Below are 18,663 nucleotides of genomic sequence, written 5' to 3' on the forward strand. Positions count from 1 at the left end.
AAGGCTTTGCGGCCCAGAGCAACGCCTCGCAACATCAAAACAACTTTTCTGATAGCAAGGTGACATGACCTCTTTGCTCAAACCCTTAGGCAATGCTTCCGCATTCTGGTTCATCCTGCCGTGTGTTTTGGTGCTTGCGATGACCTCGCTTTACCCGATTGGATTCGGGATGGTTGTGTCGCTGACCAACTGGAATTGGGGCAACCAGTTTGACTATGTAGGCATGTCTAATTTCACGGCTCTTCTTTCTGACAGCGAGTTCTGGACGGTTATGCGAAACACTGTGGTTTTCGCGACATTTGCAACAACAGTCGAAGTCGCTCTGGGTTTGTATCTGGCGGTTCAGGTGGATAAATTATCCATAAGAACTGATCTGATCCGTGCGTTAATCATGTTGCCGCTTATGGTCTCGGGCATTGTTGTGGCCCTGATGTCGAAAGTGATGTTCGATCCGTTTCTTGGAATCGTGAACCATCTCATTGGTGCTGTCGGTCTTGGGCCTTCTGCGTTTTACGGCTCTGCTGCAACGGCCATGCCGTCAATAATCGCGGTGGACGTCTGGTGGCAAACCGCTTTTGTTTTCATCATCTTGCTTGCTGGCCTTCGCGGGTTGCCCGTTGACCCGATCGAAGCTGCGCGCGTTGAGGGTGCACGTGAGTTCACAATCTTCTGGCGGATCAAGCTGCCAATGCTTCGGTCTCTCTTAATAACCGTGGTCATCATTCGCGCGATAGATACGCTGAAAATCTTTGACATCGTCTTCGGTACAACTGGCGGCGGTCCGGGAATGGCGACCGAGGTTGTGCAGACATTTGTCTACCGAACAGCCTATAGCTATCAGCAAATCGGCAAAGCGATGGCAACGATCATATTGTTCTCGTTGCTAATCCTCTTCATCGCACTGGCTCTTCAGACGCTGCAACAGCGCATGGAGGAAAGGAGATGAGCGTTACCGCACACCTGCCGCAAAAAACCCGTCTGTCGGAGCGTTTGTCGACGTGGTGGGCATACGTCTTCACCGGCGCGATGGTATTGTTCAGCCTATTCCCAGTGTATTGGGTACTTGCGACTTCTCTCAAATCTAAAAAAGACGGGTTGGCCAACCCGCCCCTTTGGATATTTGATCCGACGACCGCGAACTATCTGAAACTTTGGACGCACGATACGTTCAAGTACACCTTCCTAAATTCCGTGATCGTGACAATCATTGGTGTCGCGCTGTCACTGGCGATTGCAATCCCGACTGCCTACGCACTTGTTCGGATGAAAATTCGGGGTCGGAACATCGTCGGCGTTTGGTTGATCCTCGCCTATATGCTGCCCGAGTTCCTATTCGTGCTTCCGATGTTCTCGCTTTATCAGTGGACGGGTCTTTATGACACGCATATCGGCCTGGCGTTGATGTATCAGGTACATGTGCTGCCATTGTCCATTTGGCTGCTGAGTTCCTTCTTTCGGGAAATCAATCCCGCGATTGATGAAGCTGCCCGAATAGAAGGGGCGAGCAATTTTCAAATCCTGACAAAAATCTACATTCCTTGCACTTTGCCGGGGATGGTAGCGACAGCGATCCTGAATGCCATCTGGATCTGGAACGAGCTCGCAATTGCTTTGGGTCTCACGTTTTCGAAAGCTCAAACGGTCACTTTAGGCGTGACCAGTTTTCGCGGTTATGCCGCGCTGGATTGGGGCGCAATGACGGCGGCGTCGATCATCGCGATTATCCCCATGCTGATCTTTGCCATCGTCGCTCAAAAACACATCGTCAAAGGGTTGACCCTTGGCGCAGTCAAGGGTTGAGAATATGCCATTCAAAGAAGCCGATATTGATCAGTTTCCTACAGTTTTCGGACGTAACCTGTTGGCAGAGATTCCAAATTTTGTGCGTCCGAAAATGTTGATCGTAACGATGGAGGATCTGTGGCCCATCTTCGGTCCGGCCTTGCCACAGGATGCCCAAGTCTACTTTGTCGAGTCTATGGAACGCTCGCGGCTTGAGAGCGATCTCGCCATGTTCTCGGATGTTGCATCGATCGTCGGGCTCGGCGGGGGACAGGCTATAGATGCCGCCAAATACTTTGCCTGGCGCCTAAACCTACCGCTGTTCCAGTTTCCCACGTCCCTGTCTGTTGACGCCGTATTCGGCCACCGCGCTGGCGTGCGAGAGAACGGCGTCGTCAAATATGTAGGTTGGGCTGTGCCGGAAACAATCTACATCGATCTGGATATTATTGAGGGTGCACCCCGCGCATTGAATATCGGCGGTGTGGGTGACGTGTTCTGTTTCATAACCGGGGTCATGGACTGGCGCTACGCTCATGCCCATGGGAAGTGCGAGAAGCGTTGGCCGTATGACGAAAGCTTAGCACAGGTTTCATTGTCCAAGGCCGAAGCTGCCTTGGCCGAGTTAAATGAGATTAAGGAGCTCAGCCCGCGTGGAATTGAGATCATGGTCGATGCCCTGAAATGGGGTGGTGCATCGTATCATGGGGCCGGCTGGAACCCACGTCACATCGAAGGTGTTGAACATTATATCTTTTATGCGCTCGAAGCTGGGACTGGTAAAAAGTTTCTGCATGGACAGGCGGTATGTCTGGGCCTTGTGATTGGCGCAATGATGCACGCAAACCGCGCTGATGAGCTGTTGAAAGCGGTTGTTTCACTCGGGGTCGATATCCGACCTTCAGCGTTAGGTGTCTCTTGGGATGATGTTTTTGATGCTATGCGGGGTCTTATGGGTTTCGTGGACCGTGAAAACCTCGCCTTCGGCATCGCAAACGAGTTCGTCGTCACGGACAGTTTTTTGACAGAGGCGCGGGAAAAGGTTGAGGAGGCGTATTCAATATGAGCTCCGAACCAAGAACCAAATCACTTTACTCACCACCACCCGAGACCCAACTGGAGGCGCTGGGATTGAAGCTTCCGCAAGTTCCTGATGTCGTAGGAAATTTCGATCTTGGATCGGTCGACGGAACAACGCTTTATCTTTCCGGTCAAGGTCCACTTTTAGAGAATGGGCAATTGGCCCAAGGCAAAGTTGGTCTCGACGTGAGTGTTGTAGAAGCTCGTTATCACGCGATGCGGACCGGCTTGGTCCTGATCAGCGCGATGAAAGAGATACTGGGTTCGCTCGAGCATGTCGCGCAAATCCGTAAAGTGTTTGGAATGGTTAACAGCGTCCCTGAATTTGCAGACCACCCCGAAGTGATCAACGGATGCTCCGACCTTTTCTGTGACGTTTTTGGATCGCGTGGGCGGCATTCGCGTGCGGCTGTTGGTATGGGATCGCTGCCGGGGAATATCACCGTTGAGATCGATGCCATAATTTCGATTTCTCCTGATTGGATTTCACAGAGATGAGTGAAGTTAGATTTGTGGACGCGTCAAAACGCTATGGCGATGTCGAGGTGATCAAGGGCCTCAACCTGCATGTGCACGAGGGCGAGTTCATGGTGCTTGTCGGCCCATCGGGATGTGCAAAGTCCACCACTCTTAGAATGATCGCTGGGCTAGAGAGTATTTCCTCGGGTGACTTGATGATCGGGAACCAACGCGCGAACAATCTGACACCGGCCGAACGAAACATCTCGATGGTGTTTCAATCCTACGCCCTGTTTCCAAACATGTCGGTTAAGGAAAACCTGTCATTTGGACTGAAGCTTCGCAAAACTGATCAGGCCACCGTAGATTCGGAGGTGGATCGCGTAGCTCAGATGTTGGGCCTTGGCGAGTTGCTTGATCGCAAGCCTCGCCAGCTGTCGGGCGGACAGGCTCAACGGGTCGCCCTTGGACGCGCAATGATCCGCGAACCGTCTGCGTTTCTTTTTGACGAACCATTGTCCAATCTGGATGCTGAATTGCGGGTGCAGATGCGCGGAGAGATTTCTCAGATGCAAAAGGAGCTTGGAACAACAACGGTTTACGTCACGCACGATCAAGTCGAGGCGATGACCATGGGACATCGGATCGCAGTTATGAACAGAGGGCGGGTCATGCAGGTTGGCACTCCGATCGAGCTATATGAAAGCCCGTCAAACACCTTTGTAGCGGGGTTCATTGGCAGCCCCCGAATGAACCTTGTCACCGCTGACACGCTTCTTGCAGGGGCGGAAACAGTGGATAGTCGAATTGCTCCGCGTTCAGGATCACTACTGGGAATCCGCCCAGAGCACGTAACAATCGATGAGAGTGAAGGGTTTGGGATCGGGTCGGCATGTGTGGATCGCATGGAGGATCTGGGCCACGAGGCACTTATACATCTGACCACAGCACACGGCACCGTTCTGACTGCGCGCGCCGGGGGCGAGATACGCGGTCGTGTAGCACCGGGCCAGGGCGTAACATTGGGAATTCGTCCGGAGCACCTGCACGTTTTCAATGCTGACGGTGGGGAGCGTTTGCAATGACTAACGACCCTTTTGAACGATGGGGTTTGACGCCGGTGATCAATGCGGCGGGGACTATGACAAGCATCGGCGCGTCCCGCGTTGCACCATCCACCCGTGCACTTGTAGACATGGTTTTGGCGTCCTTTGTAGATATGGACGAGTTGCAAGCGCGCGCAAGCTCGGTCATTTCCCGTCTCACCGGCGCTGAGGCCGGCTGTGTCACGACTTGCTCGGCTGCGGCTATGACACAAACCGTCGCCGCTTGTTGGACCGGAACCGATCTTGCCCGTATTGAAATGCTGCCGAAGACGGATCGCGAGCACCGTGTTCTGCTGCCGATGGGGCATATGATCAACTACGGCGCACCAGTGGATCAGGCCATTCGCTTGGCCGGCGCTGATGTTGTTCCAGTTGGAACCGCAGCCACGTGTGAAGAATGGCATCTGCTCGCTGCGCTTCAGAGGGGCGCAACTGCGGCGATGTATGTGGTGTCACACCACACGGTGCAAGAGAACGAACTGCCAATGGACTTGTTTATTGCCTGCTGTCGAGAATACGGCGTTCCGGTCATTGTCGACATGGCATCGGAATATGATCTGAGGGGGCCCATTGAAACGGGGGCATCCGCAGTCATCTACTCTGGCCATAAGTTTTTGGGCGGCGTCACAAGCGGAATTGTTGCTGGAGATTCCAATCTAGTACGGGCCACTTACCTGCAACACCGCGGTATTGGGCGCACTATGAAAGCTGGGAAAGAAAGCGTAGTCGGCGCGATGGCCGCTATGGAGCTGTGGGAAAAACGCGATCACGACGCGGCGAAATCCTACGAAGAAGCACTCGTTGACGGCTGGATCAAGGACTTGTCGGGTATTCCAGGGTTTACCTTGGATCGGCACGCGGACTGGACCGGAAACCCGATCACACGCCTGCAAATAACCGTTAACCCCGAGGCGGCAGGCTTCAATGCCTGGGAACTGGCGGATCGGCTCTCGGCCAGAACCCCACGTATTATCGTTCGCGATGATCTTATAGAGCGGCAGGAAATTTATTTGGATCCCTGCAACCTGACGCCGGAGGAGGCAGAATTGGTTTCCGATGCCATCACAGAGGAAGCGGTGCGATATCGATCCGAATGCAATGGGCTGCAACAGAGCTGGAGTGATGTCAAACGCGCAAGAGCAACTTCGGCGTTAAGCTGGACGGGAGAAGGCAATGCTTCTTGAGGGGCGCCGTATTCTTGTGACCGGCGCAGCGCGGGGCATTGGTCTTGCGGTCGCACGGGCCTGCCTAAAGCAAGGTGGCGATGTGCTGATGACGGATAAGGACTGCACCGCCCTAGATCAGGCGGCAATGGGCTTAAAAGAGTACTCCGACCGATTGCGCCATTGTGCATTGGACGTTAGCGATCCAGTGAGCATTGAGACCGCGCTGTCCGATATCAGCGATTGGCCCGCACTGGATGGTCTGATCAATAATGCCGCTGTGCTCGATATTAGTGATGCAGGGGCGGTCACTGACGATCGCTTTGCCCAAGTTCTGGACACGAACTTGACAGGGGCACTGCGCGTTACCCGAGCGGCCTTGCCCAAGCTCGGCAATTCCGCCACCCCGGCAATTGTCAACACATTGTCCACTCAAGCATTCTTCGGGGTGCCCAAATCGGCGGCATATGCGACCGCAAAGGGTGGCTTATTAATGTTAACTCGATCCATGGCAGTGGATTTTGGCTCACAGGGAATTAGGGTCAACGCTGTGGCACCTGGTTTCATAGACACTCGCATGGCTTTGACCGAGGAAGGTCTGCATGAACACGAGGCAGATGACTTCAAGAGCCACTATATCGCGGAAGGTCGAATACCACTACGACGTCCGGGTACGCCCGAAGATTGCACGGGTGCTTATGTCTATCTTTTGTCTGACCTTTCCAGATACGTCACCGGTCAGGTGATCTGCGTCGACGGTGGTCTGAGTGCGACTTACTGATGGCTTCTAACCCGGATATCCGTCAGCCCAGCAAGGTAAATACCGTCCTAGGCGAAGGCGTGCGTTACGACAAGGCCAGCGACTCGATACTGTGGCTGGATATTCCAGAAAGCCGAGCGTGGCGCTTATTTTCAGACGGTTATGAAGAAGAGTTGAATTTGGGTCAAAACGCTGCCTTTGCCTGCCTAACGCAAAGTGGAAGTATCCTGGCGGGGGGAGCAGACGGTTTGTTCGTAGACAGTGTTCCGCTGGTCCAGAACTGGCTTGGGGTCGACGAAGTTCTGAATGACGGAGCAGTGCATCCCTCGGGCAAGTTTTTGATTTTTGGAAGCCGCGACCGCGACGAAGAAAAACCCAATGGCCGCATGTGGGTTTTGGGCCGTGAATTGGTCGAACTCTCCTGGTCATTTACGGTGTTTAATGGCCCAGCGTTCAGCCCCTGTGGAAAATTCATCTACTTTGCGGATTCCCCTGAACGTATTATCTATTCTGCCCCGTTTGATCCGATTTCGGGAGAAGTGGGTGAGCGCAGAGTTTTCGCCGAATTGCCCGAGGCTCAGGGTTATCCAGATGGCATGATCTGTGACGACGAAGGCGGGCTTTGGTCTGCGCATTGGGACGGCGGTTGTGTCACCCGGTATCTGCCGGACGGTTCCGTTGATCGCCGTATCTTGATGCCTGCACAAAGGATAACCTCTGTTGCGTTTCGCGGCAGCACGGCTTTTGTAGCAAGTGCGCGTTTGGACACCCTCGATGATTTACCCGAAGATCAAGGAGGTAACCTGTTCGTTTTTGACGCTGGACACAGCGGCCCTCCCGCGCCTCGTTTGAAGCAGCACGATTTACTCAGCTTGTCCGACATTTTGAAAAGATGATTCCGATTTCAAATCATACATTGCTCTGTCGGCAGGATGCGCCTGATCCCCTAAACCCGGTGGTCGCCAACACGAAGGGCACAAGGTCCAAATCGAGAGCGGAGCATGTGATCACTTTGACTGAGGATAAACCGAGCCTGGTGATCTGTTTGCCAACCGGCAGTACTCCAGGACTGTTCTTTTCTTGCTTGTGTATTTCACGAATTTTGGGAAAGGTCGGTTTCTCCGAGGCCCACATTGTTGCTGTCGATGAATGTCTTGGTGCTTCGCCAAACATGTCCAGGTCGGAAAAGTACGATGCCCTAGGGGCATCGATACATTGTTCTGATCCGACGCTTTGGTCGGTTGCGGCATTTCGAGACCTCGCTCGAGTCACAATCACCGCCACCATCGAATTGTTGGTCCCGAAAATCTCACCACACAAACCAAGGATGAAGCAGTAAATGGCACATCTACAGTGTTCTCACGCTCACAGCGCATTGAACTATGGCTTTCCCACCGTGTTCGGAAGGGGTTTGTTGGGTGAATTTCGAAATTTCGTTAATCCTCCTTTCCTGGTCGTCACGATGCAAGACCTTTGGCCGATCTTTGGTCATCACTTCGATGGAGCGGATTGCAAGACCTATTTCTGTGGCTCAATAGAACGCAGCGACCTTGAGCAGGATGCAGCAAAGCTCGGTGAAATTCGAGCCGTCGTTGGCCTAGGTGGCGGGCAGGCGTTGGATGTCGCAAAATACTTCTCCTGGCGCTTGAATCTTCCTTTGTTCCAGGCGCCGACGGCGCTCTCGGTCAATGCAGTCTACGGCCAACGGTCTGGGATCAGGATTGATGGTAAAGTGGTTTATCAGGGGTGGGCCGTACCTGAAGCCATCTACATCGACTACGATGTTCTCGCAGCCTGCCCACCAGCGCTTAACTGGTCCGGGATCGGGGATATACTGTGTTTTCACACAGGTGTTCTTGATTGGCGCTATGCCGAAAGGGAAGGGCAGATCGAGGACAAGTGGCGCTTTGACGAAGGATTGGCTCAGCAGTCGCTTTCGAAGGTAAGGACAATCGTCGAGAACATCGACAATATTCGCGACATGAATGACCGCGGGATTGAGGCTCTGGTCGACGGTCTGAAATGGGGAACCACTTACCATGGCGCAGGTTGGTGCCCAAGGCACATTGAAGGTACGGATCATTTCCTGTTCTACACGTTAGAAAAAATGACCGGCAAAAAATTTCTACACGGGCAGCCTGTTGGATTGGGCGTATTGGTCGGATCGATGCTTCACGAAGATGGTGCGGATGAGATGCTGGACACCATATCGAGCATCGGGTTGGATATCAGGCCGGAAGCGATGGGGCTTAGTTGGGATCAATTCGAAGAGGGGCTTCGGTCGATGCGCGCTTATGTGAATGAAGTTGGTCTTTGGCATTCGATCGCCCACGACGCGCCGATATCGGATGGCTTTATTGCAGACCTTAGAAAGCGACTAAGTACTGCTTACAAATACAAGTCGATCTAATGTGATGACAACATTGGATGAAGTCTGTGGTCGCAAAAATGTTCGCGTTGCTTCGATTGGCGAATGCATGGTCGAGTTTTCAAATGTTGATTTGTCTAAAAACTCAGCTTCCATCGCCGTTGCCGGCGACACCCTTAACACTGCTATCTATCTCGCTCGTTCAGTCTGCCGAGGTGACATAGCCGTGAGTTTTTTGACATGTCTAGGATGTGATCCGCTTTCGCAAAAGATGATTGAAGCAATTGCGAGCGAAGGCATCGACTGTAGCCTAATTGGAAGTATCAAGAGTCGATATCCTGGGCTTAATGCTGTCAATACAGACGATCGTGGCGAACGCTCATTCGCTTATTGGCGATCCGAATCCGCTGCGCGACAGCTGTTTCAACAAGATCGACCAAATCTGCGTGATCTCGAGCGCTTTGACGTTGTCTATCTCGGCGGATTCGGATCGCCGAGAAAGCTGTCATCGAGGTGTTTTGGCGGGGCGTTCGAGTCTATCTGCGTATTTGGTCGCAAGTCGTTTGACGGTTTGTTCGAGAACATCCACGGCAGCGTTCATGCTGTTGGCATCGGCGTATTCGTCCGGGCGATGGCTTACACCCGCGCGGCAGGGAATGAAGAGCATTGCAATCGGACAGATATCGGCCATCGCGGACGCATCGTGGGTAGCACCTGACATTAAACGCAGTGCAGCGTGGCCCGTGTCCTCGGCCGCTTCCGATAGCGCCGTCATGAGCTCGTCGTCACTGGGGACAGCGCCCTGTTCGTAAGTGCGCGTAATCGAAAACTGGAGGCCTGTTGTGCTGCACCAGTCATCTGCAAACGTTTCCACTTCATTAGCGAAATCATCGCGGCGCGCGTCTTCGTCAGCGCGCACTTCAAGGGTGAACTCGACAACGCCAGGCACTGCATTCACCGCACCTGGGCTAACCGATAGCACACCGACGGTTGCTCTGAGATTTGTTTGTGCTGTGGCGCGTGTATTGATTTCGCTTACCAAGTGCGCAGCCCCGACAAGCGCGTCACGGCGCCCCGCCATTGGGACGGTTCCCGCGTGACCGGTTTCGCCTGTGACCGTGACGTTGTAGCGGGCAATGCCGCATATGGCCGTGACAATCCCGATTGGGACGTTTGCGTCTTCAAGAACCGGGCCCTGCTCGATATGTGCTTCGAGATACCCCGCAATTGACTTGGGATTGCGCTTAATCGTCAACGCCTGCTTCGGGTTGGCCCCGAAAGCGCGCATAGCGTCACCCATCACGGTACCTTGCCGATCGGTCATTTCGAATACCGTTGAGTCCAGCGTACCGGCTAGCGCCCGCGGACCGATCAGAGCAGTCGGAAACCGAACGCCTTCTTCGTCGGCAAAGGCAAGGACTTCGATACCGACGGGAAGCGCGTCCCATAGGCCCTCGAAGCGTTTTGCCACAAGACAGCCGAGGGCGATCCCCATGATCCCGTCAAACTGACCGCCGTTGAGAACACTGTCTTGATGCGAGCCCATTAGGATGACCGGCTTGCCTGTCGCATTTGGTGACCGCCCGACGAGTGTACCTGCGGCATCCAGTTCGGTGGACAGCCCGGCATCCTTCATCCAACCCTTTATCTCGTCCAGCGCGGCCTTATGCTCGGGCGTCCAGGGCAGGCGCGTAACGCCTTCCTCTGTTGCGCTATGTTTGGAAATAACCGAGAGACGCTGGGCGGCGATGTCACCATCCATGATATTTTCCTTGAATTTATCATGATAAATTGATTCCATGGTTTAACGGCGATCGCGCCGTTACGCTACAAAAAACGTGAGGAGCGCCTTGGCTTCGCAGAAAACACAAACGAAACGGAAGAGATCGCGCCCCATTCAGGTCGCCGATGAAATCAAGTCTTGGGTGGTCGAGCAAGGGCTTCAGCCGGGGGATCGCCTGCCCAGCGAGCCTGAACTCATCGAACGGTTTCAGATGTCCAAAGGGACAATTCGCGAGGCCATGCGGCTGTTGCAAGCGCAAGGTCTTGTCGCCACGAAGACGGGCCCTGGCGGTGGCAGTTTTGTCGGCGAAGTGACGACAGAGCGCGCGCACGCGCTGCTTGCTAACTTCTTCTATTTCAAGAACGTCTCCATTGACGACATCTATCAAGTGCGCGTGGCTCTTGAACCGGAGAACGCTGCGTCGCTCGCTGGGCGGTTGTCAGAGCATCAGCTTCAGGAGCTTCGCGCAATTACGATGCGCTACGATACCCCTGCGGAATCAGCCGAAGAAGAGCGCGCTCAGCATGTCGACTCACTTCTTTTTCATGCCAAGCTGGCGGAATATGCCGAGAACCCGATCCTTGGGTTCATAATTGGGTTTCTTGCAGAGATTCTAACCCAGTTGACGGTCTACAAGCGCCTTTATTCCAAGCCGAACCACAAGCTTTGGCGCGAAGGCCGAGACCACCAGATCGCGCTGATCGAGGCGTTGCGAAAAGACGACTCTGACCGCGCGAGGGACATCATGCTGGAGCACATGAAACTCGCCCGCCGCCTAATGGAAGATCAGGAGGCCGTTGTTATGAAGCGGTTCATCGCGGAGTGATTTCCACCACGTTTGCCGGTTTACAGCAGATTGCCGAGCAAGGGGTCGCAGAAGCAATTGAAAAGGCCGATTGGGGGCAGGTTGCGACCTACATCCCCGAGTTGGCCTCGATCGCGCCTGATCAGGTTGGGGTCGCGATCGCTCTGCCTGACGGATTGGACTTGCGGGCAGGGCAAGCCGAAACGCCTCTCTCTATCCAGGGTGTCTCGAAGGTTTTGCCCTGGCCGCGGTTCTGGGGCGCGTCGGCGATGATCTTTGGTTGCGCGTAGGGCGCGAGCCCTCTGGCACAGCTTTTGACAGCGTGGTGTTGCTGGAACGAGAGGAGGGGCGCCCGCGCAACCCGTTTATCAACGCAGGAGCGCTTGTCACTACGGACGCCATGATTGGTGGCCGAGAGCCTAAAGACGCACTCGCCGAGCTTGTTCGTTTTGCGCGCGCAGCGGCGCAGGACGACGACATTCACATCAACAAGCGTGTGGCGGAGTCGGAAAAGGCCTCAGGGCATCGGAACCTTGCGCTCGCTCATTATCTGAAATCGCATAAAAATCTGTCGAATACGCCCGAGCGGGTTCTCGGCACCTACTGTCACCAGTGTGCGATCGAGATGAGCTGCGTGCAACTCGCCCGTGCGGGTTCGGTTCTGGCGCAGTTTCCTGATGCCGCAAGGCTTATATCAGAAAAACGTGCGCGCCGGATTTGTGCGCTCATGATGACGTGCGGCCACTACGATGGTTCGGGGGAGTTTGCGTTTCGCGTCGGTCTGCCGGGCAAAAGCGGCGTAGGTGGTGGAATCCTGATTTTCGCGCCCGGGCGGGCATCGATTGCCGTCTGGTCGCCCGGTTTGGATCGCTATGGCAATTCGAAGGTCGGTACGCGGCTGGCCGAGTATCTTGCGGATCAGACGGGCTGGTCCGCCTTTTCAAGGTAAGGCTCTGCGCGTTCGGGGTCGTCAAGCGTTGGGACGAGCATAGCCCAGTCCGCGTATGTGCCGGACGTTGTGGCCTGGTGCAGGGCGTGCAGGTCAGAAAGCGGTGTAGCGCTTTTGTCGATGCGTAGGGTCAGCGGTGCTGCGCTGCGGTTGACGATCAGCAAAGCGGCGGACAGCAGCCCCCGGCTGTCACCGCCTTCTAGTGAAGCGGCCTCGAGCGCGGCCAAAAGTCGTTCGGCAAAAGAGCCTTCGGTGGCTAGGAAGCAATTGAAACAGGCGTCAATCACGTCATCACTCTTCAGAAGATTTCCGGCTACTATGACGTTCGATCCAGAACGGCTTCTCGCCGCAGGGATGCTGTCTTCCCCGGTGAAGGCGAAAACTCCACCCTTCGGATCGAGCGCCGCGAGTTGCCTCTGCGCTCGTCCCGCGTCGGCGTTTACGACGCCCAAGACCGCATCCTTGGCGCTTTTCCCGGCCCGCATGGCGGCGAGAGTATCTGTCCCCCACATCGTTGAAGGCAATGATCCCTGCGATGCTGAGAGGCCTGATTCGGCGTCTCCGCGGAGCACCCACCCCCCTACGCAGAGGCTTCCCGTGGTTGCTGCACCCCCGTAACTGCCTGTTTCTTTGTCAAAAGCCAGGATTGAGATCGTCACTTGGGCACCTCCTTGCAAGTGGGCTTGAATTTATCATGAAAATTTGGCCTGATGCAATTTATCATGAAAAATATTCTAAGAACATCACAACGGAGGTAAAGCCAATGTCGCTCTTTTCTTTCACAAGACGGACACTGCTGGCTTCGGGTGCGGCGATAGCGCTGGCCCTCGGAGCGGTCAGTGGCGCCACAGCCCAAACGCCGCCCGGCGTCCTTATTGTTGGGCAGATCGCGGAGCCAAAAGCGCTCGATCCGGCGGCGGTCACCGCGGTCAATGATTTCCGGATACTGATGAATGTCTACGACGGACTTGTGCGCTACAAGAATGGCACGCTTGAAGTTGAGCCCGCGCTTGCGACGGATTGGGCGATTTCCGAAGACGGCACGGAGTACACCTTCAACTTGCGCGAGGGCGTGACCTTTCATGACGGTAGCCCTTTCAACGCTGAAGCGGTGAAGTTCAACTTCGACCGAATGCTGGACGAAGGACATCCGTATCACGACACTGGCCCGTTCCCGCTGGCATTCTTCTTCTCGGCTGTCGAAAACGTCGAGGTGGTCGACGACCTCACGGTGAAATTCAAACTGAACGCTCCATACGCGCCATTCCTGTCAAACCTGGCCTACCCGACCGGTTTGATCGTTTCGCCCGCTGCCGTGGAACAGCACGGCGCCGATTTTGGGCGCAATCCCTCGGGAACGGGTCCGTTCACCTTCGCCGAATGGCGCGCCAATGAGGCGGTGGTGATTGAAGGCAACCCCGATTATTGGGACGGCGCACCCTCGCTTCAAGCGGTCGTCTTCCGCCCGATCACGGATGCCAACACGCGGACAGCAGAGATGCTGGCAGGCGGCATTGACCTTATGGTCGAGGTTCCGCCAGTCGCGCTGAGCCAGTTCGAAGGCGCTCAATACACCGTTCATGAACAGGCTGGACCGCACGTCTGGTTCCTGATCCTGAACGCGAAAGAAGGACCGTTTGCCGACGTCCGCGCGCGTCAGGCCGCGAACTACGCGATCAACAAGGAAGCCATCGTTAACGACGTTCTAGAAGGCACGGCTGATGTTGCGGCCGGTCCTACGCCGCCGGCGTTCGCATGGGCTTACAACCCCGATCTGGAGCCGTATCCATATGACCCCGACAAGGCGCGCGAACTTATCGCCGAAGCCGGTGTCGAAGGCGCAGAGCTAACTTTCTACGTAACCGAAGGCGGCTCGGGCATGCTTGATCCGGTCGCCATGGGTACTGCGATGCAGGCCGACCTGGAAGCCGTGGGATTCGACGTAAAGATCGAGACCTACGAGTGGAATACCTTCCTCGGGAACGTGAACCCTGGCCTCGAAGGCAAAGCTGACATGGCGCAGATGGCTTGGATGACGAACGACCCGGATACGCTGCCATTCCTGGCACTTCGCACCTCGGCCTGGCCGGAAGAAGGCGGGTTCAACTCAGGCTACTATTCCAACCCGAAGGTCGACGAATTGCTCGAAGCGGCCCGCGCTGCGACCGATCAGGACAAACGCGCAGCTCTCTACAAAGAGATGCAAACCATCGTTCAGGAAGATGCGCCTTGGGTTTTTGTTGCGAACTGGAAACAGAACGCTGTCACAAGCGATCGAGTCGGAGACTTTGCGCTTCAGCCATCGTTCTTCCTGCTTCTCGACGACGTTACAAAAAACTGATCCTCCCTGGGGGGCAAACACGCGAGTTTGCCCCTCCACATTTCTCCTAAAGCACTCGGGGTGATTGATGGCGGGCTACATTCTGAAACGACTGATTTCAGCGATCCCTGTGCTGTTTGGTATAACGATTATCGTTTTTCTCATCATGACGTTGATCCCAGGTGATCCGGCGACGGCTATCCTGGGAAGCTATGCCACGCCCGACAACGTCGAAAAACTGAACCGCGATCTCGGCCTTGATAAGCCTCTGGTGCAACAGTATTTCATCTGGCTCGGTAACATGGTGACCGGCGACTTTGGCACCTCGTTCGCGCTCAACCGGCCGGTCATCGACGAGGTGCTGGAACGGTTTAACGCAACGCTGGTCCTAGCAGGAACCGCATTTGTGCTTTGCTCGATTTTCGGTGTCGTCGCGGGTGTCATTTCGGCGGCCAACCAGTATGGCTGGGCGGACAAAGGGATTACCTTCGTGGTGCTTTTGGGCATTTCGATCCCGTCGTTTTTCCTTGGGATGATGATGATCCTGTTCTTCGCCGTGAACCTCAGGTGGTTCCCTGTGTCGGGAATGTGGCCAATATATGGTGACCGAAACTTTGCAGCCCTCATTTCGCACCTGACGCTTCCCGCCATCGCGCTCGCAGTCGTTGCCACCGGCGTTATTGCCCGTCTGGCCAGGTCAGCAATGTTGGAGGTCTTGCGACAGGACTTCATCCGTACCGCTCGGGCCAAGGGCGTGGCCGAAGGCGGCGTAATCTGGCGTCATGCGCTCAAGTCCGCGATGGTCTCGATCATCCCGGTGCTGGGCATTCAAGCAGGCTTTGTCCTATCCGGCGCAGTCTACATAGAAATCGTTTTCCAGTGGCCCGGCGTGGGTCGCATGCTGGTCGATGCCATCCTCAAACGTGACATCCTGTTAGTTCAGGGCGGGGTAGTCTTCGTGGCAGCCTGCTACGTGCTTTTTAACATCGCCGTCGATGTCGTCCAAAGCCTGCTTGATCCGAGGATCAAGACATGATGGCGTTCCTCGGCCTGCTCGCGCGGAACCGGCTTGCCATGTCGGGTGGGATCGTTCTGTCGCTGGTGGTCCTACTGGTTCTGCTGACACCTCTACTGCCGCTGGCCGACCCGGATGTGACGGACACCGGCAACCGTTTCAAGCCGCCGTTCTCCGACGGCGCGCTCCTTGGCACCGATCACCTCGGGCGCGATCTCCTGTCGCGGCTCCTCTGGGGCACGCAGCTTTCACTCGCTGTTGGTTTCGCTGCGGCAATCATCGCTGCGACCGTTGGGGCCGCCATCGGAATCGTCGCAGGATTCTATGGTGGCCGAACAGACAACATCATCATGCGCGGCGTCGATATGCTGATGGCGTTTCCCTATATCCTGCTCGCGCTCGCCATCGTCGCAGCCCTCGGACCGGGCCTGTTCAACGCGCTGATTGCCGTGGCTGCGGTGAACGTGCCGTTCTTTGCCCGCAACATTCGCGGTATCACCGTCGGCATCGCACATAAAGAATTCGTCGACGCCGCGCGGCTTGCGGGTATGTCGAACGCCCGGATCATCCTGACCGAAGTTCTTCCCAACGTCATTCCGGTCATCATCATCGCGATGTCGACAACCATCGGCTGGATGATCCTTGAGACGGCGGGCCTGTCATTTCTCGGCCTCGGGTCGCAGCCACCGCAGGCTGATCTCGGCTCAATGCTTGGCGAAGCGCGCTCGGCACTGATTGCGAACCCGCACACGTCGATTGTGCCGGGGATCATGATCCTGATCATCGTGATGTCGATCAACCTGCTTGGCGACGGCGTCCGCGACGCGCTCGATCCGCGCCTGAAATCTGGCGCGCTGTCGCGGCCTATGGCAGCGACGATGGTAAAGCGCGATGCACCCGCCCCTGCGTCCGAAGATAAGGGGCTGCTCGAAGTGCAGGAGTTGCAAACGCAGTTCCACGTAAAGCACCGCGTCTATCGTGCTGTCGGCGGCGTCTCGCTGCATGTCGAAGAGGGCGAATGCCTCGGCATCATCGGCGAGTCTGGGTCCGGCAAGTCCGTCACCGCTCTTTCCGTCATGGGCCTCGTCGCTTCGCCGCCAGGGGTCATCACCGGCGGTGCGGTCCGATATGAAGGCAATGATCTTATCGGTGCACCCTACAAACAACTCCGCGACATGCGCGGGCGCAACGTCGCCTACATCTTCCAAGACCCGTTGGCCACACTTCACCCGCTTTACCGTGTCGGAGAACAGCTTGTCGAAGCGATCCGTTCGCATCGGCAGATTGGCAAAGAGGAAGGTCGCGCGAAGGCAATTGAATTGCTCGAAGCGGTGCGTATTCCAAACGCCGAGAAGCGGATCAGCGATTACCCTCACGAAATGTCCGGTGGCATGAGGCAGCGTGTCGGGATCGCCATGGCGCTGGCCAATGATCCCGATGTCATCATCGCCGACGAGCCGACAACTGCACTCGATGTGACTGTACAGGCGCAAATCCTTGCTCTTCTCGACGACCTCAGAAAATCTCGCGGGCTTGCCATCGTCTTTATCACCCATGACTTTGGAGTCGTAGCGCAACTCTGCGACCGTGTCGCCGTCATGTACGCAGGCCGCATCGTCGAGGAAGGCCAAACCATCGATGTTCTCGACAACCCCCGCCACCCTTACACCGCGCGCCTGATGGCTTGCGTTCCCGAGCTCGGCGAAGGGAAACGACGGCTCGAAGCCATTCCGGGCCTGCCGCCCGTGGTCGACAATCTACCGGCCGGTTGCGCCTTTGCCGACCGCTGCCATAAGTCAAAGGACGCCTGCCGCCAAAGCGACATACCTCTAGAACGCAACGGCACACGTGCTGTTCGGTGCCTGTTTCCCGAAACACCGCTCAAGGAGGCTGCAGAATGAGCGATGCACTGACGCTCAACAACCTGTCGAAAACGTTCCCCGTGGGGCGGAGCCTTTTTGGGGCAGCCTCCGGCTGGGTGAAGGCGGTGCACCCCATCACACTTTCGGTCACGAAAAATGAAACCCTCGGCATTGTTGGCGAGTCGGGTTGCGGAAAGTCTACACTGGCGCGAATGCTCGTCGGCCTCCTGCCGCCGACCACTGGCACGATCCAGATTGAAGGCGCAGCACTCAACAATGCGGATCCGGCGGACTTCGGCAAACGTATACAGTACGTGTTCCAGGATCCGATTTCCTCGCTCAATCCAAGAAAAACGATCCGCCAGATCATGGAAGCGCCGCTTAAGCAGCTTCACGTCATGGCGAAACCCGAGCGTGACAGGCGGATCGCCGAGATCTTCGCGAGCGTGAACCTGCGAGAGGAGTTCCTCGAACGTTACCCACACGAGTTCTCAGGCGGACAGGCCCAGCGGATCGGGATCGCGCGTGCCCTGGCGGCAAATGCTCGGATTCTTATCCTCGATGAACCGGTTTCGGCGCTTGATGTTTCGGTGCAGGCACAGGTTTTGAACCTACTCGCCGATCTGAAGAAAGAGTTCGATCTGACCTACCTGTTCATCAGCCATGACCTAGCGGTTGTCGAAGCGGTAAGCGACCGGATCGCGGTGCTTTACTTCGGATCGGTTGTTGAACTTGGACCCGCCGAAGTTGTCTTTGCCAACCCACGCCATCCTTACACCAAGCTTCTCGCCGACAGCGCGCCGGTGGTCGGTCGCGCATTGACTGCGCCGGAGGCGAAAGGGACAGAACTCCCGAACCCGCTGGACCCACCGCCCGGATGCGCCTTCGCGGCGCGGTGCCCATACGCAACCGATCGCTGCCGATCTCAGGTACCTACCTTGGAAGACGCCGAAGGCGGAGCCAAAGTTGCTTGTTTTCATCCGCTTGCTGATGTCTGAACACTAATTGTCGATTACCAAGTCATGATCGTCGCCTGACATCATGCAAAATAAGCTGCGCAAGCAGCGAATGTCAGCTCTATGGGCGCACTCGCAGCAACAAGGCCGCGTGCTCAAGGTCGTGTGTGGATGGCTCCTGCATTGCAAGAGATTTCTGTAGTTGCGATGGTCTGTCAGTACAGTCGTGTGTCCGGCCTGTTTGCGTGGCGGTTG

The 18,663-nt window shown here is 55.9% G+C and carries 16 protein-coding genes and 2 pseudogenes; 16 read left to right on the top strand and 2 right to left on the bottom strand.

Annotated features, from left to right (window positions below):
- Positions 1-64: 64 nt before the first annotated feature.
- The 10 genes and pseudogenes from ACR0LX_RS13400 to ACR0LX_RS13445 form a co-directional block, all read left to right on the top strand.
- Positions 65-946 (top strand): carbohydrate ABC transporter permease, encoded by an 882-nt coding sequence (locus ACR0LX_RS13400; protein ID WP_480784143.1) that lies wholly within the window; start codon positions 65-67, stop codon positions 944-946.
- The gene (locus ACR0LX_RS13405) at positions 943-1,800 is read left to right on the top strand and encodes a carbohydrate ABC transporter permease (protein ID WP_480784144.1); all 858 of its coding nucleotides are present in this window, start codon (positions 943-945) and stop codon (positions 1,798-1,800) included. The genes ACR0LX_RS13400 and ACR0LX_RS13405 overlap by 4 nt, the downstream gene beginning before the upstream one ends.
- A 4-nt stretch (positions 1,801-1,804) precedes the next feature.
- Entirely contained in the window at positions 1,805-2,848 is a 1,044-nt protein-coding gene (locus tag ACR0LX_RS13410) for an iron-containing alcohol dehydrogenase (RefSeq protein ID WP_480784145.1), read from the top strand.
- Positions 2,845-3,360, top strand: a complete 516-nt coding sequence (locus ACR0LX_RS13415) for a RidA family protein (RefSeq protein WP_480784146.1) — start codon at positions 2,845-2,847, stop codon at positions 3,358-3,360. Before ACR0LX_RS13410 ends, ACR0LX_RS13415 begins: the two co-directional genes overlap by 4 nt.
- Positions 3,357-4,406, top strand: coding sequence for an ABC transporter ATP-binding protein (locus ACR0LX_RS13420; RefSeq protein WP_480784147.1), 1,050 nt, complete (start codon positions 3,357-3,359; stop codon positions 4,404-4,406). The genes ACR0LX_RS13415 and ACR0LX_RS13420 overlap by 4 nt, the downstream gene beginning before the upstream one ends.
- The gene (locus ACR0LX_RS13425; RefSeq protein WP_480784148.1) at positions 4,403-5,611 is read left to right on the top strand and encodes an aminotransferase class V-fold PLP-dependent enzyme; all 1,209 of its coding nucleotides are present in this window, start codon (positions 4,403-4,405) and stop codon (positions 5,609-5,611) included. The genes ACR0LX_RS13420 and ACR0LX_RS13425 overlap by 4 nt, the downstream gene beginning before the upstream one ends.
- A complete protein-coding gene (locus ACR0LX_RS13430; RefSeq protein WP_480784149.1) occupies positions 5,601-6,371 on the top strand; it encodes an SDR family NAD(P)-dependent oxidoreductase in 771 nt (256 codons plus the stop codon). Before ACR0LX_RS13425 ends, ACR0LX_RS13430 begins: the two co-directional genes overlap by 11 nt.
- Positions 6,371-7,246 carry an SMP-30/gluconolactonase/LRE family protein gene (locus ACR0LX_RS13435; protein WP_480784150.1) on the top strand — a complete coding sequence of 292 codons (876 nt, stop codon included), beginning with the start codon at positions 6,371-6,373 and terminating at the stop codon, positions 7,244-7,246. Before ACR0LX_RS13430 ends, ACR0LX_RS13435 begins: the two co-directional genes overlap by 1 nt.
- A 515-nt stretch (positions 7,247-7,761) precedes the next feature.
- Positions 7,762-8,760, top strand: coding sequence for an iron-containing alcohol dehydrogenase (locus ACR0LX_RS13440; protein ID WP_480784151.1), 999 nt, complete (start codon positions 7,762-7,764; stop codon positions 8,758-8,760).
- A gap of 4 nt (positions 8,761-8,764) precedes the next feature.
- A pseudogene (locus ACR0LX_RS13445) lies at positions 8,765-9,196 on the top strand (PfkB family carbohydrate kinase); the annotation flags it as partial.
- 27 nt (positions 9,197-9,223) lie between these two features.
- Here ACR0LX_RS13445 and ACR0LX_RS13450 read toward each other — a convergent pair.
- Entirely contained in the window at positions 9,224-10,480 is a 1,257-nt protein-coding gene (locus tag ACR0LX_RS13450; RefSeq protein ID WP_480784152.1) for a M20 family metallo-hydrolase, read from the bottom strand.
- Between the two features lie 88 nt (positions 10,481-10,568).
- On the opposite strand from ACR0LX_RS13450, the gene ACR0LX_RS13455 reads away from it, so the two are divergent.
- Positions 10,569-11,327, top strand: coding sequence for a FadR/GntR family transcriptional regulator (locus tag ACR0LX_RS13455; protein WP_480784153.1), 759 nt, complete (start codon positions 10,569-10,571; stop codon positions 11,325-11,327).
- Positions 11,324-12,255: pseudogene (locus tag ACR0LX_RS13460) on the top strand (glutaminase). The gene ACR0LX_RS13455 and the pseudogene ACR0LX_RS13460 overlap by 4 nt, the downstream one beginning before the upstream one ends.
- On the opposite strand, the gene ACR0LX_RS13465 reads toward ACR0LX_RS13460, so the two are convergent.
- Positions 12,225-12,914, bottom strand: a complete 690-nt coding sequence (locus ACR0LX_RS13465) for a DUF1028 domain-containing protein (RefSeq protein WP_480784154.1) — start codon at positions 12,912-12,914, stop codon at positions 12,225-12,227. The pseudogene ACR0LX_RS13460 and the gene ACR0LX_RS13465 overlap by 31 nt on opposite strands.
- A 104-nt stretch (positions 12,915-13,018) precedes the next feature.
- Here ACR0LX_RS13465 and ACR0LX_RS13470 point away from each other — a divergent pair, with 104 nt between their 5' ends.
- The 4 genes from ACR0LX_RS13470 to ACR0LX_RS13485 all read left to right on the top strand — a co-directional run bounded on the left by ACR0LX_RS13470 (position 13,019) and on the right by ACR0LX_RS13485 (position 18,450).
- Entirely contained in the window at positions 13,019-14,596 is a 1,578-nt protein-coding gene (locus ACR0LX_RS13470; RefSeq protein ID WP_480784155.1) for an ABC transporter substrate-binding protein, read from the top strand.
- 67 nt (positions 14,597-14,663) lie between these two features.
- On the top strand, positions 14,664-15,611 hold the full coding sequence (locus ACR0LX_RS13475; protein ID WP_480784156.1) for an ABC transporter permease: 948 nt from the start codon (positions 14,664-14,666) through the stop codon (positions 15,609-15,611).
- A complete protein-coding gene (locus tag ACR0LX_RS13480) occupies positions 15,611-17,491 on the top strand; it encodes a dipeptide/oligopeptide/nickel ABC transporter permease/ATP-binding protein (RefSeq protein ID WP_480784161.1) in 1,881 nt (626 codons plus the stop codon). Before ACR0LX_RS13475 ends, ACR0LX_RS13480 begins: the two co-directional genes overlap by 1 nt.
- Positions 17,488-18,450: an ABC transporter ATP-binding protein gene (locus ACR0LX_RS13485; protein ID WP_480784157.1), complete on the top strand. Its 963-nt coding sequence runs from the start codon at positions 17,488-17,490 to the stop codon at positions 18,448-18,450. Before ACR0LX_RS13480 ends, ACR0LX_RS13485 begins: the two co-directional genes overlap by 4 nt.
- The last annotated feature ends 213 nt before the right edge of the window (positions 18,451-18,663 follow it).

This window comes from Ruegeria sp. CH11, assembly GCF_056537105.1.

What these genes read in the sequence shown, in the direction of transcription:
- ACR0LX_RS13425 (WP_480784148.1), top strand. Translation starts at nt 4,403, where the DNA reads ATGACTAACGACCCTTTTGAACGATGGGGTTTGACGCCGGTGATCAAT.
- ACR0LX_RS13480 (WP_480784161.1), top strand. Translation starts at nt 15,611, where the DNA reads ATGGCGTTCCTCGGCCTGCTCGCGCGGAACCGGCTTGCCATGTCGGGT.
- ACR0LX_RS13450 (WP_480784152.1), bottom strand. Translation starts at nt 10,480, where the DNA reads ATGGATGGTGACATCGCCGCCCAGCGTCTCTCGGTTATTTCCAAACAT.
- ACR0LX_RS13410 (WP_480784145.1), top strand. Translation starts at nt 1,805, where the DNA reads ATGCCATTCAAAGAAGCCGATATTGATCAGTTTCCTACAGTTTTCGGA.
- ACR0LX_RS13475 (WP_480784156.1), top strand. Translation starts at nt 14,664, where the DNA reads ATGGCGGGCTACATTCTGAAACGACTGATTTCAGCGATCCCTGTGCTG.
- ACR0LX_RS13485 (WP_480784157.1), top strand. Translation starts at nt 17,488, where the DNA reads ATGAGCGATGCACTGACGCTCAACAACCTGTCGAAAACGTTCCCCGTG.
- ACR0LX_RS13430 (WP_480784149.1), top strand. Translation starts at nt 5,601, where the DNA reads ATGCTTCTTGAGGGGCGCCGTATTCTTGTGACCGGCGCAGCGCGGGGC.
- ACR0LX_RS13415 (WP_480784146.1), top strand. Translation starts at nt 2,845, where the DNA reads ATGAGCTCCGAACCAAGAACCAAATCACTTTACTCACCACCACCCGAG.
- ACR0LX_RS13470 (WP_480784155.1), top strand. Translation starts at nt 13,019, where the DNA reads ATGTCGCTCTTTTCTTTCACAAGACGGACACTGCTGGCTTCGGGTGCG.
- ACR0LX_RS13435 (WP_480784150.1), top strand. Translation starts at nt 6,371, where the DNA reads ATGGCTTCTAACCCGGATATCCGTCAGCCCAGCAAGGTAAATACCGTC.
- ACR0LX_RS13405 (WP_480784144.1), top strand. Translation starts at nt 943, where the DNA reads ATGAGCGTTACCGCACACCTGCCGCAAAAAACCCGTCTGTCGGAGCGT.
- ACR0LX_RS13420 (WP_480784147.1), top strand. Translation starts at nt 3,357, where the DNA reads ATGAGTGAAGTTAGATTTGTGGACGCGTCAAAACGCTATGGCGATGTC.
- ACR0LX_RS13400 (WP_480784143.1), top strand. Translation starts at nt 65, where the DNA reads ATGACCTCTTTGCTCAAACCCTTAGGCAATGCTTCCGCATTCTGGTTC.